Origin of the sequence: Streptomyces sp. NPDC051976 (genome assembly GCF_040680795.1) — a bacterium.
Taxonomy (GTDB): domain Bacteria; phylum Actinomycetota; class Actinomycetes; order Streptomycetales; family Streptomycetaceae; genus Actinacidiphila.
This window is the reverse complement of the sequence record NZ_JBFAXL010000009.1, coordinates 84,244-98,479: the sequence shown is the minus strand read 5'-3', so window position 1 is coordinate 98,479 and position 14,236 is coordinate 84,244. Positions and strand designations below refer to the sequence as shown.

Below are 14,236 nucleotides of genomic sequence, written 5' to 3'. Positions count from 1 at the left end.
ATGCCACCACAGTGGAGCCCGCGCCGGAGTGGTCGAGTGACGGAGTGGGGGAGCGCGTCAGAGAGGGCGGATCAGTTCGGTCGCGAAGTCGGCGGGGGAGAGGTCGCGGATGCCGGGGGCGGTCCAGGTCCAGCCCTTGTTGATGTCGTAGGCGAGTTCCACGGGGGTCTGTGCCGGGTCGATCAGGACGGCGGGGCCGAGGGCGGCGGTGGTGTGGGTGGGCAGGGGGACCGGGAGGGTGGCGAAGAGGAGGGCCACAGCCGGGAGCGGGGTGATGAGGTCGATGTGCTTGCCGTAGAGGGGGAAGGCGCAGACGGGGGCGATGCCGGAGGCCAGCGAGACGGACTGGGCGAGGCCGCAGGTGAACGGGGTGGTCGTGGTGTTGCGCACCGCGATGGTCCCGGCGTAGCCCTGGGAGGGGTCGACGCTCGTCACCGCGTTCGGGCCGACGTCCAGGGTCTGCCCGGCGCGGACGGGCTTCGCGTCCACGCCGCCGGGCGGAGGCGGCCCGGAGCCGGGCGGGGCCGTGGTGGCGTACGCGTACTGCTGTTCCGTCCACTCGATCGAGGTGTTCGTCGAGTACTGCCCGGTGGACGCCCAGGGGACGGGGAAACCGCCGGTCAGGCTGGACCGTACGGCCTTGTACACGTACAGCCGGAAGCCGCCCCGCGCGAGGGGGACCAGGGACTGCTCGCCGAGGCGGACGACCACCGTCGACGGGCTCATCCCAGCCACCCGGCGGGCGCGCGCAGCGCCTCGGGCGGGGCCTCCCGCAGCTTCTCGAAGGCGTGCGCGACGCTGGGCGCCGGCGCGGGCACACAGCGGACCTGCCACATGCGCGGCCGGTGGCAGCAGTCCAGGTAGGTCGCGAGATACCTCCCGCCCTCGACCGGCGGAAGGCCGCCGGGCCCGAAGGGGGCGGCCGAGGTGAGGCGGCGGTACCCCTCGGTGCCGGCCGCGCCGCTCGCCACCAGATCGCCCGGCGCCCAGGGGTCGTGCGGTGCCGCCGTCCACAGGGCGAGGCTGGTGACCGGGTCGTCGCAGGCCCCCGCCGGGTCGGAGCGGCGGACGAGGGCCTCGGCGAAGGACCCGGCGGGCAGCCACGAGGCCGCGTCGCCGTCCCAGGACCAGCCGCCGTCGAGTGCGTACGCCAGCTCCGCGAACCGGCCGCGGGTGAGGTCCACCAGTACGACCGGCCCGTGCACGGGCCCGGGCACCGCACCCACCCGGGCCGGTGTGGTGGAGAACGCGAGCGCCACCTCCTGCAGCGGTGTGATCACGTCGACGTTCTGCCCGTGCAGGGGGAGCGCGCAGACCGGCGCCGGTCCGCACCCCAGCGGACTCGGCTGGGCGAGGCCGCAGGTCAGCGCGCGGCGGGTGGCGTTGCGCAGCACGATACGGCCCGGCTCGCCCTGGTCGTCCGCGCCCGCCAGATGCTCGCCCTGACCGACCGTCAGCACCTCGCCCAACTCCACCGGCCGGGTCGCCTCCTCCAGGAAGCACGACTCCGCCGTGATCGGCCGCCCCGTGGCGAACGCCCTATAGTCCTCACGCCAGTTCAGGCTGACCGTCCGCTCGAAGCGGCTGCCCGACGCCCAGACGAGGGGGCTGCCGCCGCCCTGGTCGCAGGCGACGGCCTTGTACGCGTAGAGCCGGAAGCCGCCGCGCCGCAGCCCGTCGGCGGTGGCGCCGCCCAGGCGGATGTCGATCGTGTAGCGGCTGCCCTGCTGGTTGAGGTGGAAGCCGTCCATGGCCCTTCCCCTCCTTCCCGGTGGGTCGCGGTGCGGCGGTTGGGCGGTGCGCTGCGATGCGCTGGGGCGCGCTGCGGTGGGGTGCGCCGCCCGGCGGGACGGCGCACCGTCTGGACCCGATGCCTCAGAGCCGGCTGATCTTGTCGAACTTCAGGTAACCGCCGTCAGGCGCCCCGAGCTCCCCGATGCTCGTGCACTTCACCTTCCACTTCGACTCGCCCATCTCGTCGTTCCGCATCCGGATCTCGTAGGTGGACCCGACCACCAGGGGCACTCCGTGGACCGCGTACCTGAACGGCCCCTCGATGGTGGTGTTGGTCTCGGAGCCTCCGCCGACACCCGAGATCAGCTCCGCGACCTTGTCCTTGGGGAAGGTGTCCTTGTAGACGGCCGCCGAGAAGATGTCGCCCAGCGCCGCGACCGGGCGACTGATCAGGGCGGGAATGAACTCGTTGCTCCGGAGGATCGTGGCGGCGTTGCCCGACCACCCCCAGCCGCTGTTGAGTTCGTAGGTCAGGTTCATGAACGTGGTCCCCGTCAGGTCGACGAGCAGGCACTGCCCGAACGCCTGCTCCACGACCGAGCCGGTGGCCAGCGGCTGGGACGCGAACATCAGCGCCACCTTCTGCAGCGGCGTGATCACGTCGGTGTTGTGCCCGTACAGCGGGAAAGCGCACACCGGCGACGGCCCGGCGCCCAGCGGACTGGGCTGGGCAAGGCCGCAACTGAACTGGTGCGACGTGGTGTTGTGGACGCAGACCGAGCCGTCGATGCCGACATGGGGATCGACCGTGCCGATGGCGTTCGCGGACACCATCAGGGTCTGGCCGAGATCGATCTGCTTGGTGTCGCTGGCACCGAACGTCACGCCGTTCTGGACCTCCTTGGTCGAGGCGTACGCGTAGTAGTTCTCGACCCAGTCGATCGTGGTGTTCGTGGAGTACTTCGCCGTCGAGGCCCACACCGTCGGCCGACCGCCGCCGACCGCCGAACTCACCGCCTTGAAGGCGTAGAGGCTGAACCTGCCGCTGTTGAGCCCGTTGACGGTGGCCTCGTCCATCTTGATGGAGATCGAGTACGGCGTGCCGGCCATGTTCGGCCGCCAGCCGTCCGGTTCGTCGCCGTAGGTGCCGAGAGGAGGCTCACCCTGGCCGGTGGGCCACACGCTGCTGTTCATCGCTCACTCCCTCTGCCGATCGGGGCCGGGGCCTCCGACGAACGGGGCCCGGCCGCTGGGCCCTTGTCCGGGCCGCGCACTGACTCCAGTGGGCAGATTTCGCGCCTCCCGGCTCGGGCACGTGGCCGGGCCGCCTCGGGTGGGCACGGCCAACCGAGGCGGCCCACGCCGCCCGCCAGGGCGGATCCGCCTCACGGCCAGCCGCCGAGCCGGGCCAGGAGAGGGGCCGCGAACGGGGACAGCCGGCGGCACAGCCCGGCGCTGAAACACTCGTGCCCGAGCGCCGTCTCCGCCTCCCGGGACAGCGCAGGCGGCAGGTCCTCCGCGATCCAGCGCCGTACGCAACTCTGCGTCCAGGCGCGCAGCACGATCGCCTCGGGCGCACCGGCCGCCGCTATCGGCCCCAGGTCGGCCGGCTGGGCGTTCACCAGCAGCGCGCGTCCCATCATCACCGGCCGCACCTCCCCGTACGGGGCCAGCGCGCGGGCCAGCGCCAGCCGCTCGGCGTACGAGGGCAGCCTGCCGTTACGGTGCGTGAAGTCCTCCACGCCCGCCAAGTAGCCGCGCCGCGCCCTGCGCTGACCACGCGTCAGCACGTCGTCCGCCCGCGCGGCCGTGCTGTACGCGCCCCGTAGATGGGCCTTGACCAGCGCGGGCCACACCGCGTACCGGTTCCAGTCCAGCAGTTGGACCGCCTTGAACACCTCCCAGGCGACCTCGCTGCGCAGCCCGTCGCGGTCCGAGCCGGGCGGCAGACCGGCGGCCATCCGGTCCGCCGTGCGGACGATCCATGGCCAGATCTCGTCGAGCAGATCGCTGCGCAGCCGCTCCGGATCCGCGCCACCGCGCGCCCGACGGGCGTACCCGGCGAGCCGCAGGTCGACCCAGTCCCGGTCGAACGGGCTGGCCGCGGGGCGTGCGGCCGTATACGTGCTCATCTTCGTGCTCCACCTCTGCCCCCGGTGGATGTACGTCGCGCCGGTCGTGCGCGAGAGCCAGTAGCGTCTTTCCCGCCACCACGCGCCCCCACAGGCCCGCGTACTGGGCTTTCACCTGCTCCCGGCGACGGGAGTGACTGAAGTGACTGCTGGGTGTGAAGCGGTGCACGGGTCCTGAGTGCATACGACCGCGCCCTGCCCACCTGAGGGGGCGGAGCAAGTGCTCCGTGCCACGGGCATGTTCCCCGTCGCCGTGCCACCCGCTGACGCCCCCGGGGCGGGTGGCCCCGCCGGGGACCGCCCGTATGCGGAGCCCGGATTCCCCACGGAGAGTGATCTTTGGTAGTAAGCAGTTACAAAGTGGGCTGAATGGCAGGTTTCACGTGTGTGAATGCAACTGAGGAGCGCGGGAGCGCCGAGTCGCTGGACTCCCGGTGGTACGCGGCGCTGTTCGACAGGTCGTGGCTGCCGATGGCGCGGCTCGACCTGACGGGCCGAATCCTCGACAGCAACCCGGCGTTCAGCATGCTGACCGGCTGGCCGTCGCGTGAACTGCGCGGCCTGGCCGGCGGCGAGCTGCTGATCCCGGGGGAGAGCGGCGCGCGCTCCGACTCCTGGGCCGAGCTCTTCGCGGCCCGCCGCTCCCGCCACCAGGGCCGCGTCCTGGTCGTCCGCAAGGACCGCCGCCTGCTGTACGCCGAGGCCAACGCCTGGCTCGTACGCGACGGCCAGCACCCGCCCACCGAAGCGATCTGCTCCCTGCGGCCCGTACTGGCCGCAGAGGAGGCCGAGTTCCTGTCCTCCGCCGCCCCTCTCCACCTCTCGGTCCTCGAAGCGAGAACCCTCGAGGGCCTGGCCGAGGGCATGACCAACTCCGCCCTGGGCCGTGCCCTCTCCCTCAGCCGCCAGGGCCTCGACTACCACCTCGCCCAGCTCCGCCGGAAACTCCAGGCCCGCAGCCGCTGCGCCCTCGTCGCCCGCGCCTACGCCCTCGGCGTCGTCACCCCGGGCGTCTGGCCGCCCCGCGTCGACCCCTCGGCCGTCGACCACCCCCGTATCCCGCATCGCCGCCGCGGGCCGACGCCCTGAGGGCCGGCGGGGGAGGGGGCTCGCACGGTGGGCGGGGCACAGGGTAGCGGCGCGAGCGCGGTCCGGCAGCGGATGCTGATCCGGGCCGGTCGTGCTTCTCTGGAGGAGATTGCCGCGCTTCCAGCGGTGGGGCGCCCGCTGTCCGGCCGTCTACGCGGCCCTGGGGCCCATCCGCCACCGTCTCAGCCACACTCGCCGTACCACTTCCCCGTACCGCTTCCCCGTACCGCTTCCCGGTACCACTCTCCGTACCACTCTCGGCCGCCGTCGCGGAGCCCCGGAGCGGGCCCGGCCGACGCGTCAACGCCTCCCCCTTCCCTCGTACCGCCACGAGAGGAGCACCGCCATGCCCAAAAGCAACCGCTTCCGCCGTCTGATGACGGCCTCGACCGTCCTCGTCGCCGCGGGCGCCCTGCTCTGGCCCGATGCCGCGGCCGCGCGGTCGGGCACCCACAACGCCCCCGCGATCGCCTCGGGGGACTACCAACTCGTCAACGTGCAGACCGGCAAGTGCGCGACGGTCGCGGGCGGTGTCTCCACGGACAACAACGTCCCGCTCGTGCAGTTCACCTGCGACAGCCATCCCTCCCGCCACTGGTTCATTGCCGCCAACCCCGGCAGCGGCAGGCACTTCATCAACGGCGAGACCGACAAGTGCGCGACGGTCGCTGGCGGTGTCTCCACCGACAACAACGTGCCCCTCGTCCAGTTCACCTGCGACACCGACCTCTCCCGCCGCTGGTTCGTCACCAACTGGAACGGCAGCTCCTACCAGCTCCTCAACTCCGGTACCCGCAAGTGCATGACCGTCGCCGGCGGTCGCTCCACCGCGAACAACGTCCCGCTCGTCCAGTTCACCTGCGACACGGACCCCTCCCGCCGCTGGATCCTCCGCCGCGTCGGCGTCCCCATCGACTGAGCGGGACCTACTGAGCGGGACTACTGAGCGGGACCTACTGTGCGGGACCTACTGGGCGGGTGCCTCGGCCAGCGAAATGCTGTTCCCGTCGGGGTCCAGCACCACCACATGGCGCACCCCGTTGCCGTACGTCTCGACCGGCCCGTACCCGACCCCGCCCGCGGCGAGCCGCCCCAGGATCACGTCGAGGTCCGTCACCCCCAACGTGACCATGGCCCCGCCCACCCGCTCAGCCCGCACCTCCCGATCGTCCACCACCACCCACGCGTTCTCACCCACCCGCCACAACAACTCCTCCCCCACCACCTCATCCGCAGGCCGCCCAAAAAACACCTCGAACCACCCCCGCGCCCGCTCCCGATCCCGCACACCCATCACGCAGTACAGATCCACTCGTCCTACTCCTCACCGTCGCCCCAGACCGCAGACCACCTTCCCGCCTACAGGCGCGCAGCGACAGGCGGCACACCGCGACTTGAGGGCTGCCTCGTCCCGCCGGGGTGACTCTTCTCGGTTGCCGGGCACCGGAGTTGATGTCTGCCATGCTGGAGCGATGGTGAGTGAGGGCGACGCGGCCGCACGTGCGATACCGAGGGCTTTCAACCCGCTGTGGATAATTTCGCTGTTTCTCGGCCTGTCCGAGACGACAGTGGGCATCGTCGCCGCGTTGGCCAGCGGTTGGGTGCAGGGAGTGCTCGCAGTATTCGCGGTCACCTTTCCCGTCCTCGTGTCCGGGGCGTTCTTCGCTACCCTCTGGCGCAAGCCGGAAGTGCTTTATGCGCCAGGGGACTTTCCCACCCATGTTTCTGTCGGCACCTACGTCGACGGCATGCGGCGGGGATCGAGAGGGCAGGTCGAACTGCTTGAGGAAGTACTCCGAGACACCCTGGAGTCCGTACTGCCTTCGTTTCTCTCCAGCGCGGCCACGCCCGCACAGGTGACTCAACTGGTGAGCGAAGCCGTCGCCAGGGCGCACGAGGGCATCGCGAGCCGTGTCCTGACTGTCGACCTCAGCTCGGTGGACCCGTCCGTGGCGGACTTCCAGATGCAGTTTCCCCTGTTTGACGAGGCGACAGTCGCTGATTTCCTGGACCGGGTCTGGGTCATGCTTCGGGACTACGTCCAACCCTTCACATACGGCACGCGATGGATACTGGTCGACCGTAGGGCGGGCCGCACGTTCGCGGATATCGGCACCCGGTGGGCCAAGGTCAACCTTGGACTCGATGAAGACTGCCGACTGCTCAAAGATGTCGGGATCCACGCGAATTTGGATCTCGCGGCACGGATTCTGCGGTAGCCGTGGTTTTCTCCGCTGAACGTTCCTGAAAGAAGCAGTGCGCGGACCTGGAACGCCAACGGGCCCCCAGTACAGCGTCGGCGACGCCACTTACGCCCGCAGTAAGTTCGCGACCGGAGAGCACGGCGATCCGTGCCCGCCGCAGTTGGCTTCACCGCCCCGCGCTGCCCGCGCGGAGGACGTGGCGGCGGCTGTGAAGTGGCTGGAGCGTGCGTCGCTGCCGGTCGGGGAGCTGAACGAGCTGGCTCGTGTCCACGACCTGGTCGACGCTCTCGGGCGCACGTTGGACGGCAAACCTGCTGCCACGCAGACGTACCGGTGTCGCCGTGCGACCGTCTGCAACGCGTTGGAGTACGCGGTGCAACCCTCGGCAAGCCAATCCGTTGACGCGTGTCCAACGAAAGCGGGGCTAGCGGGGGTTTGCAGGAGGTCGACCGGCGCGGCCAGGGTCAATCCGCGGCGGGCACGCGAACTGCTGACCGCGGTCACGTACGTCGGCCGCTTCGGCCGTGCCAGAGGTCTCCGCCTTCGAGAATGCGAGTGAGGGTGACGGTTTCGATGCCCCATACTCCGCCCGTGTGCATATCCGATGGTGGACAGAACCTGGATCCGCAGTGGACCGATCTCAACAACAACCTTTGCGGTGTGGTGCAAGGCTGCCAGGACACTTCTACGGTCGCCGCTGCCTTCGTCCGCGCCGGCTGGTCGTCGCGCTCGTCGTCTTGGTACGGCTACGAGGTGGAGACCGTCTGGGGACAGATCGAGCTGGACCCGATCGAGGGTCGAGAGGTCCTGTTGAACGGCGTTGTCGACCCTCAGCGTATCGACGACCTCGCCGGTCTGCTCAGCCGCTTCGGCCTCCGGTTCAACCTGGAGCTGTACAGCAACACCGGCGAATTGGTGCGAGAGATACGAGCCTGAGCACCAAGGCGGGCGCGCGGCCCCTGGATCCGTCCGGGGGCCTTCGTCTGCGCATCAAGTGGCATACGCCCGCGCACATGCAAAGACCCCGCGCTCAGCGTCTGGGCTGATGGCGGGGTCTTTCGGCACCTCGTGCGAGGTGCCCCCGGCAGGATTCGAACCTGCGCACACGGCTCCGGAGGCCGTTGCTCTATCCCCTGAGCTACGGGGGCGTGTCGGCCGCTGTCGCGGTGACGGGTAGAACACTATCAGCTTGGAGAGGGTGGACGTGTACAGGGTTTTTGGGGGTCCGGGCGGGGTCGGGGCGGGGGGTGGGGTCACCCTTGGCGGGGAAGAAATGGGCAAAACGCGGACGCATCGAGAGGGGCGCGCCTACGCTTCGGGGTGTGGCGGGTGCGTCCGGCCGGGTGCTTGTTGTGGACGACAACAAGGTGATCCGGCAACTGATCAGGGTCAACCTGGAGCTGGAGGGCTTCGAGGTCGTGACCGCGGCTGATGGTGCCGAGTGCCTGGAGATCGTGCACAGCGTGCGGCCCGATGTGGTGACGCTGGATGTGGTGATGCCGCGGCTGGACGGGGTGCGGACGGCGGCGCGGTTGCGGGCGGATCCGCGGACGCGGCAGGTGCGGATCGTGATGGTCACCGCGGGGTCGCTGCCCGAGGCGGCGTGTGGGGTGGACGCGTATGTCGGCAAGCCGTTCGAGCCCGCGGATCTGGTGATGACGGTACGGGCGCTCATCGGCCGGGGCATGATCCCCGAGCAGGAGGGGTCGCCCCAGTCCGCCGACGCGCCGGAGGCCGAGCCGGAGCCCGAGCCCGAGCCCGAGGGGCAGACCACCGTCTCCCCGGGGTGACCGTCTTCCCCCGGGCCCGGCCCCTCGGGGCCTAGCGGGCCGGAAAACCCGGTCGCGGTCCCACCCCCGCTCTCGCCTACGCTTTGTGCGTGACCCCTGCTGAGCTGTCCCGCACCGTGCTGAGTACGGTGCGCCGTGCCGTCGCGGCGCAGGAGCTGCTGGTGGCGGTGCCGGAGCGGGTGGTGGTGCAGCGGCCGCCGCGGCCGGGGTGCGGGGACTACGCGACGAACGTCGCGCTGCAGCTCGCCGGGCCCGCCGGGTGCACACCGCGGCAGGTGGCCGAGATCCTGAGCCGCCGGCTGAGCGGTGAGCCGGGGATCGCACAGGTGGAGATCGCCGGACCCGGATTCCTGAACATCACGCTGGACGCGCGGGCGTACGGCGACGTGGTGCGCCAGGTGCGGTCGCAGGGCGCGGAGTACGGCCGGGGGGACGGGCTCGCGGGCGAGCCCGCGCGGGTCGTCGCCGACGAGGGCGCGGTACGCGGCCAGGTGGTCGCCGAGGTGGTGAACCGGCTGCTGCGCGCGACCGGCGCCGACCCGGGACCGCCCGAGGCACCCGAAGCGCCCCCCGAGGCGCCCTCCGGGGCACCACCCGCGGTACCACCCGAAAGAGTGGTCGTCGAGGAGGTCCCCGAGGAGTTCCGCGGCGCGCCCGAGCGGCTCTTCCGGCTGCTGGGGGCAGACGCCGCCCGCTGGGCCCTGCTGCGCCCACCCGCCGAGGACGTACCTCGCACCGACCCCGGCCCGCTCCTCGCCCAGCGCGAGAGCAACCCGCTGTTCCGTATCCGCTACGCCCACGCCCGCACCCGGGCCCTCCTCCGTAACGCCCACGACCTGGGCGTCGACGTCGAGACCGCGCACACCAGCGCCGCGCCCACCGGCGCCGCGCACTACGAGCCCGCACCCGCCGGCGCCGCGCCCACCCACCCCACCCCCCGCGCCCCCTACCACCACCCCGCCGAGACCGAACTCCTCGGGCTGATCGCCGACTTCCCCCGGGTCGTCGAGACGGCGGCCCGGCGGCGGGCGCCGGATCGGGTGGCGCGGCATCTGGAGCGGCTGGCCGACGCGTTCTCGCGGTTCCACGACGAGTGCCCGCCGCTGCCGAAGGGCGAGGAGAAACCCTCGGCCGTCCACGCCGCGCGTATCCGGCTCGCCGACGCGACGGGGATCGTGCTCGCGGACGGCCTGCACCTGCTGGGCATCAGCGCCCCCGACCGCCTCTGAGGCGCTCATGGCAACCCGGCGCGCCCACCCCATACACCTGACGACGTACGTACGCACGCAGAAAGAGACGACACCGTGAGCCGTTCCGCACACCCCGCCGGGCCCCGCCACGCCGATGTGCTGCCCGAGGGCCACTACGCCGCCCCGCCCGCCGACCTCAACCGGCTCGACCCGCGCGTCTGGTCGCGCACCGTCACCCGTAACGCGGACGGCGCCGCCGAGGTCGGCGGGCGGGACGTACGGGCGCTGGCCGAGGAGTTCGGCACGCCCGCGTACATCCTGGACGAGGAGGACTTCCGGGCCCGCTGCCGGGCGTGGCGGGCCGCGTTCGGGCACGGGGCGGACGTCTTCTACGCGGGCAAGGCGTTCCTGTCGCGTGCCGTGGTGCGCTGGCTGCACGAGGAGGGGCTCAACCTCGACGTCTGCTCGGGGACCGAGCTGGCGGTGGCGCTGGACGCGGGGATGCCCGCCGAGCGGATCGCGATGCACGGCAACAACAAGAGCGCCGCCGAGATCGAGCGGGCGGTGGCGGCCGGGGTCGGCCGGATCGTGCTGGACTCGTACCAGGAGATCGTGCGGGTCGCCGACATCGCGGCGAAGGCGGGCGTACGGCAGCGGGTGCAGATCCGGGTGACGGTCGGCGTGGAGGCGCACACCCACGAGTTCATCGCGACCGCGCACGAGGACCAGAAGTTCGGGCTGGCGCTGGCCGGGGGACAGGCGGCCGAGGCGGTCCGCCGGGTGCTGATGCTGGAGAGCCTCGAACTGGTCGGCATCCACAGCCACATCGGCTCGCAGATCTTCGACATGGCGGGCTTCGAGGTGGCCGCCCGCCGTGTGGTGTCGCTGCTGGCGGAGGTACGGGACGAGCACGGCGTGGAGCTGCCGGAGATCGACCTCGGCGGCGGCCTGGGCATCGCCTACACCTCCGACGACGACCCGCGCGAGCCGCAGGAGATCGCCAAGGCGCTCGGCGACATCGTCACCCGGGAGTGCGAGGCCGCGCGGCTCGCGGTGCCGCGGCTGTCGGTGGAGCCGGGCCGGGCGATCGTCGGGCCGACGGCGTTCACCCTGTACGAGGTGGGCACCGTCAAGCCGCTGGAGGGCCTGCGGACGTACGTCAGCGTGGACGGCGGGATGTCGGACAACATCCGTACCGCGCTCTACGACGCCGAGTACACGGTCGCGCTGGTCTCCCGGAAGAGTGACGCCGAGCCGATGCTGAGCCGGGTGGTCGGCAAGCACTGCGAGAGTGGTGACATCGTGGTGAAGGACGCGTTCCTGCCCGCCGACCTGGCACCGGGCGATCTGCTCGCGGTCCCCGCCACCGGCGCGTACTGCCGTGCCATGGCCAGCAACTACAACCACGCGCTGCGCCCGCCGGTGGTCGCGGTCGGCGACGGCGAGGCCCGGGTCATCGTCCGTCGTGAGACGGAGGAGGATCTCCTGCGGCTCGACATCGGGTGAGGCGATTTCACCCGGTGAGCGTCCGGTGACACACATCTCACCGGCCGTACCCGGCCGCCGACGGGAAATATCACCGGCGGAACAGCTGGTCTCGCGATCCGGACAGCACGTGGCATCTCCCGTCCGGTGAGTGAGACTGGTTCCCATCCAAGAGCGGCCGAGGGCCGCGGGGAGAAACGAGGTCGGATGATGCGTACGCGTCCGCTGAAGGTGGCGCTGCTGGGCTGTGGAGTGGTCGGCTCAGAGGTCACGCGCATCATCACGACGCAGGGGCAGGACCTCGCGGCCCGGATCGGCGCGCCGATCGAGCTGGCCGGGATCGCGGTGCGCCGCCCCAACCGGGTCCGCGAAGGCGTCCCGGCCGAGCTGCTCACCACGGACGCCACCGCCCTGGTCAAACGCGGCGACCTCGATGTCGTCATCGAGGTCATCGGCGGCATCGAGCCGGTCCGCACCCTCATCACCACCGCTTTCGAGCACGGCGCGTCCGTGGTCTCGGCGAACAAGGCGCTGCTCGCCGCCGACGGCGCGAACCTGCACGCCAAGGCCGTCGAGCACGGCGTCGACCTGTACTACGAGGCCGCCGTCGCCGGAGCGATCCCGCTGATCAGGCCGCTGCGCGAGTCGCTGGCCGGGGACAAGGTCAACCGGGTGCTGGGCATCGTCAACGGCACCACGAACTTCATCCTCGACAAGATGGACTCCAGCGGCGCCGGGTACAGCGAGGCCCTCGACGAGGCGACCGCGCTCGGTTACGCCGAGGCCGACCCGACCGCGGACGTCGAGGGCTTCGACGCGGCGGCGAAGGCCGCGATCCTGGCCGGGATCGCCTTCCACACCCGCGTCACCATGGACGACGTGCACCGCGAGGGCCTGACCGAGGTGACCGCCGCGGACATCGCCTCCGCGCGCAAGATGGGCTGCACCGTCAAGATGCTGGCCATCTGCGAGCGCAGCGCCGACGGCCGCTCGGTCACCGCCCGCGTCCACCCGGCGATGCTGCCGCTCACCCACCCGCTGGCCTCGGTGCGCGAGGCGTACAACGCGGTCTTCGTCGAGGCGGAGGCGGCCGGGCGGCTGATGTTCTACGGTCCTGGTGCGGGCGGTGCACCCACCGCCTCCGCCGTTCTCGGCGACCTGGTGGCCGCCTGCCGCAACAAGCTGGCGGAGACCACCGGCGCCGGCGAGTCCGCGTACACGCAACTGCCGGTGAGCCCGATGGGCGATGTGGTCACCCGCTACCACATCAGCCTGGACGTGGCGGACAAACCGGGCGTCCTCGCACAGGTCGCCACGGTGTTCGCCGAGCACGACGTGTCGATCGACACCGTGCGCCAGCAGGGCAAGGACGGTGAGGCGTCGCTCGTCGTCGTCACCCACCGCGCGCCGGACGCCGCGCTCTCGGCGACCGTGTCCAGCCTGCGGAAACTCGACACCGTACGCGGCGTCGCCAGCATCATGCGTGTGGAAGGGGAGTAGACCCGCTATGAACGGAACCATCGACCAGCCCCGAATGTCCGGCACCCACCAGTGGCGCGGCATCATCGAGGAGTACCGCGACCGGCTGCCGGTCGCCCCGGACTCCCCGGTGGTCACGCTGCTGGAGGGTGGCACTCCGCTGGTCCCGGCGCAGCTGCTGTCCGAGCGGACCGGCTGTGACGTCTACCTGAAGGTCGAGGGCGCCAACCCGACCGGGTCGTTCAAGGACCGCGGCATGACGATGGCCATCTCGAAGGCCAAGGAGGCGGGCGCCCAGGCCGTCATCTGCGCCTCGACCGGCAACACCTCGGCGTCGGCGGCGGCCTACGCCGTACGCGCCGGGATGGTCTGCGCGGTGCTGGTGCCGCAGGGCAAGATCGCGCTGGGCAAGATGGGGCAGGCGCTGGTGCACGGCAGCCGCATCCTCCAGGTCGACGGCAACTTCGACGACTGCCTCGACCTCGCGCGCGGCCTGAGCGAGAAGTACCCGGTGGCGCTGGTCAATTCGGTCAATCCGGCGCGGATCGAGGGCCAGAAGACGGCCGCCTTCGAGATCGTGGACGCGCTCGGCGACGCGCCCGACATCCATGTGCTCCCGGTGGGCAACGCGGGCAACATCACGGCCTACTGGAAGGGCTATCGCGAGTACGCCGCCGACGGTGTCGCCACCCGGCGGCCGCGGATGTGGGGCTTCCAGGCGTCCGGCTCTGCGCCGATCGTCAACGGCGCGCCGGTCCGTCAGCCGCAGACGATCGCCACCGCGATCCGGATCGGCAACCCGGCGTCCTGGCAGCAGGCCGAGGAGGCGCGGGACGACTCCGGCGGCCTCATCGAAGCGGTGACCGACCGTCAGATCCTGTCCGCCTACCGGCTGCTGGCCGCCAAGGAGGGCGTCTTCGTGGAGCCCGCCTCCGCCGCGTCGGTCGCCGGGCTGCTCAAGGCGGCCGAGGAGGGGCGGGTCGACCCCGGTCAGCGGATCGTCTGCACCGTCACCGGCAACGGCCTCAAGGACCCCGACTGGGCCGTCGCGGGAGCCCCGCAGCCGGTCACCGTACCGGTGGACGCCGACACCGCCGCCCGGAGCCTGGGTCTGGTCTGACCTGACCCGATCC

The 14,236-nt window shown here is 71.4% G+C and carries 14 protein-coding genes and 1 tRNA gene; 9 read left to right on the top strand and 6 right to left on the bottom strand.

Translation table 11 applies throughout. The annotated features are described in order from the left end of the window. Positions 1-57 precede the first annotated feature (57 nt). The 4 genes from AB0M29_RS12840 to AB0M29_RS12825 all read right to left on the bottom strand — a co-directional run bounded on the left by AB0M29_RS12840 (position 58) and on the right by AB0M29_RS12825 (position 3,866). Positions 58-726, bottom strand: coding sequence for a hypothetical protein (locus AB0M29_RS12840; protein ID WP_365382253.1), 669 nt, complete (start codon positions 724-726; stop codon positions 58-60). Beyond that, positions 723-1,751, bottom strand: coding sequence for a hypothetical protein (locus tag AB0M29_RS12835; protein ID WP_365382252.1), 1,029 nt, complete (start codon positions 1,749-1,751; stop codon positions 723-725). Before AB0M29_RS12835 ends, AB0M29_RS12840 begins: the two co-directional genes overlap by 4 nt. 124 nt (positions 1,752-1,875) lie before the next feature. Continuing rightward, positions 1,876-2,928 (bottom strand): hypothetical protein, encoded by a 1,053-nt coding sequence (locus AB0M29_RS12830; protein ID WP_365382251.1) that lies wholly within the window; start codon positions 2,926-2,928, stop codon positions 1,876-1,878. Between the two features lie 191 nt (positions 2,929-3,119). Next, on the bottom strand, positions 3,120-3,866 hold the full coding sequence (locus AB0M29_RS12825) for a hypothetical protein (RefSeq protein ID WP_365382250.1): 747 nt from the start codon (positions 3,864-3,866) through the stop codon (positions 3,120-3,122). A gap of 387 nt (positions 3,867-4,253) precedes the next feature. Between AB0M29_RS12825 and AB0M29_RS12820 the strand changes: the two genes are divergently transcribed. After that, positions 4,254-4,955, top strand: coding sequence for a PAS domain S-box protein (locus AB0M29_RS12820; protein WP_365382249.1), 702 nt, complete (start codon positions 4,254-4,256; stop codon positions 4,953-4,955). A 346-nt stretch (positions 4,956-5,301) separates the two neighbouring features. Further along, positions 5,302-5,874 carry an RICIN domain-containing protein gene (locus AB0M29_RS12815; protein ID WP_365382248.1) on the top strand — a complete coding sequence of 191 codons (573 nt, stop codon included), beginning with the start codon at positions 5,302-5,304 and terminating at the stop codon, positions 5,872-5,874. Positions 5,875-5,922: 48 nt separating this feature from the next. Here AB0M29_RS12815 and AB0M29_RS12810 read toward each other — a convergent pair whose 3' ends face one another. After that, positions 5,923-6,153 carry a hypothetical protein gene (locus AB0M29_RS12810; protein WP_365382247.1) on the bottom strand — a complete coding sequence of 77 codons (231 nt, stop codon included), beginning with the start codon at positions 6,151-6,153 and terminating at the stop codon, positions 5,923-5,925. A gap of 274 nt (positions 6,154-6,427) precedes the next feature. Here AB0M29_RS12810 and AB0M29_RS12805 point away from each other — a divergent pair, with 274 nt between their 5' ends. Both AB0M29_RS12805 and AB0M29_RS12800 read left to right on the top strand, forming a co-directional pair. Further along, positions 6,428-7,174, top strand: a complete 747-nt coding sequence (locus AB0M29_RS12805) for a hypothetical protein (protein WP_365382246.1) — start codon at positions 6,428-6,430, stop codon at positions 7,172-7,174. 576 nt (positions 7,175-7,750) lie between these two features. Continuing rightward, on the top strand, positions 7,751-8,095 hold the full coding sequence (locus AB0M29_RS12800) for a hypothetical protein (protein ID WP_365382245.1): 345 nt from the start codon (positions 7,751-7,753) through the stop codon (positions 8,093-8,095). Between the two features lie 140 nt (positions 8,096-8,235). On the opposite strand, the gene AB0M29_RS12795 is transcribed toward AB0M29_RS12800, so the two are convergent. Continuing rightward, a tRNA-Arg gene (locus AB0M29_RS12795) sits at positions 8,236-8,307 on the bottom strand. Positions 8,308-8,481: 174 nt separating this feature from the next. On the opposite strand from AB0M29_RS12795, the gene AB0M29_RS12790 reads away from it, so the two are divergent. From AB0M29_RS12790 to thrC, 5 genes are all read left to right on the top strand, one after another. Then, the gene (locus AB0M29_RS12790; protein ID WP_365382244.1) at positions 8,482-8,949 is read left to right on the top strand and encodes a response regulator; all 468 of its coding nucleotides are present in this window, start codon (positions 8,482-8,484) and stop codon (positions 8,947-8,949) included. An 89-nt stretch (positions 8,950-9,038) separates the two neighbouring features. Beyond that, positions 9,039-10,178: an ArgS-related anticodon-binding protein NrtL gene (gene nrtL, locus AB0M29_RS12785; protein ID WP_365382243.1), complete on the top strand. Its 1,140-nt coding sequence runs from the start codon at positions 9,039-9,041 to the stop codon at positions 10,176-10,178. 75 nt (positions 10,179-10,253) lie between these two features. Next, positions 10,254-11,645: a diaminopimelate decarboxylase gene (lysA, locus tag AB0M29_RS12780; RefSeq protein ID WP_365382242.1), complete on the top strand. Its 1,392-nt coding sequence runs from the start codon at positions 10,254-10,256 to the stop codon at positions 11,643-11,645. Between the two features lie 186 nt (positions 11,646-11,831). Then, positions 11,832-13,124 (top strand): homoserine dehydrogenase, encoded by a 1,293-nt coding sequence (locus AB0M29_RS12775; protein WP_365382241.1) that lies wholly within the window; start codon positions 11,832-11,834, stop codon positions 13,122-13,124. 7 nt (positions 13,125-13,131) lie between these two features. Beyond that, positions 13,132-14,223, top strand: a complete 1,092-nt coding sequence (gene thrC / locus AB0M29_RS12770) for a threonine synthase (RefSeq protein ID WP_365382240.1) — start codon at positions 13,132-13,134, stop codon at positions 14,221-14,223. Positions 14,224-14,236: the final 13 nt, after the last annotated feature.

Coding starts and splice junctions, on each gene's coding strand:
- thrC (WP_365382240.1), top strand. CDS start 13,132: ATGAACGGAACCATCGACCAGCCCCGAATGTCCGGCACCCACCAGTGG.
- AB0M29_RS12835 (WP_365382252.1), bottom strand. CDS start 1,751: ATGGACGGCTTCCACCTCAACCAGCAGGGCAGCCGCTACACGATCGAC.
- AB0M29_RS12815 (WP_365382248.1), top strand. CDS start 5,302: ATGCCCAAAAGCAACCGCTTCCGCCGTCTGATGACGGCCTCGACCGTC.
- AB0M29_RS12805 (WP_365382246.1), top strand. CDS start 6,428: ATGGTGAGTGAGGGCGACGCGGCCGCACGTGCGATACCGAGGGCTTTC.
- AB0M29_RS12775 (WP_365382241.1), top strand. CDS start 11,832: ATGATGCGTACGCGTCCGCTGAAGGTGGCGCTGCTGGGCTGTGGAGTG.
- AB0M29_RS12825 (WP_365382250.1), bottom strand. CDS start 3,866: ATGAGCACGTATACGGCCGCACGCCCCGCGGCCAGCCCGTTCGACCGG.
- AB0M29_RS12840 (WP_365382253.1), bottom strand. CDS start 726: ATGAGCCCGTCGACGGTGGTCGTCCGCCTCGGCGAGCAGTCCCTGGTC.
- AB0M29_RS12830 (WP_365382251.1), bottom strand. CDS start 2,928: ATGAACAGCAGCGTGTGGCCCACCGGCCAGGGTGAGCCTCCTCTCGGC.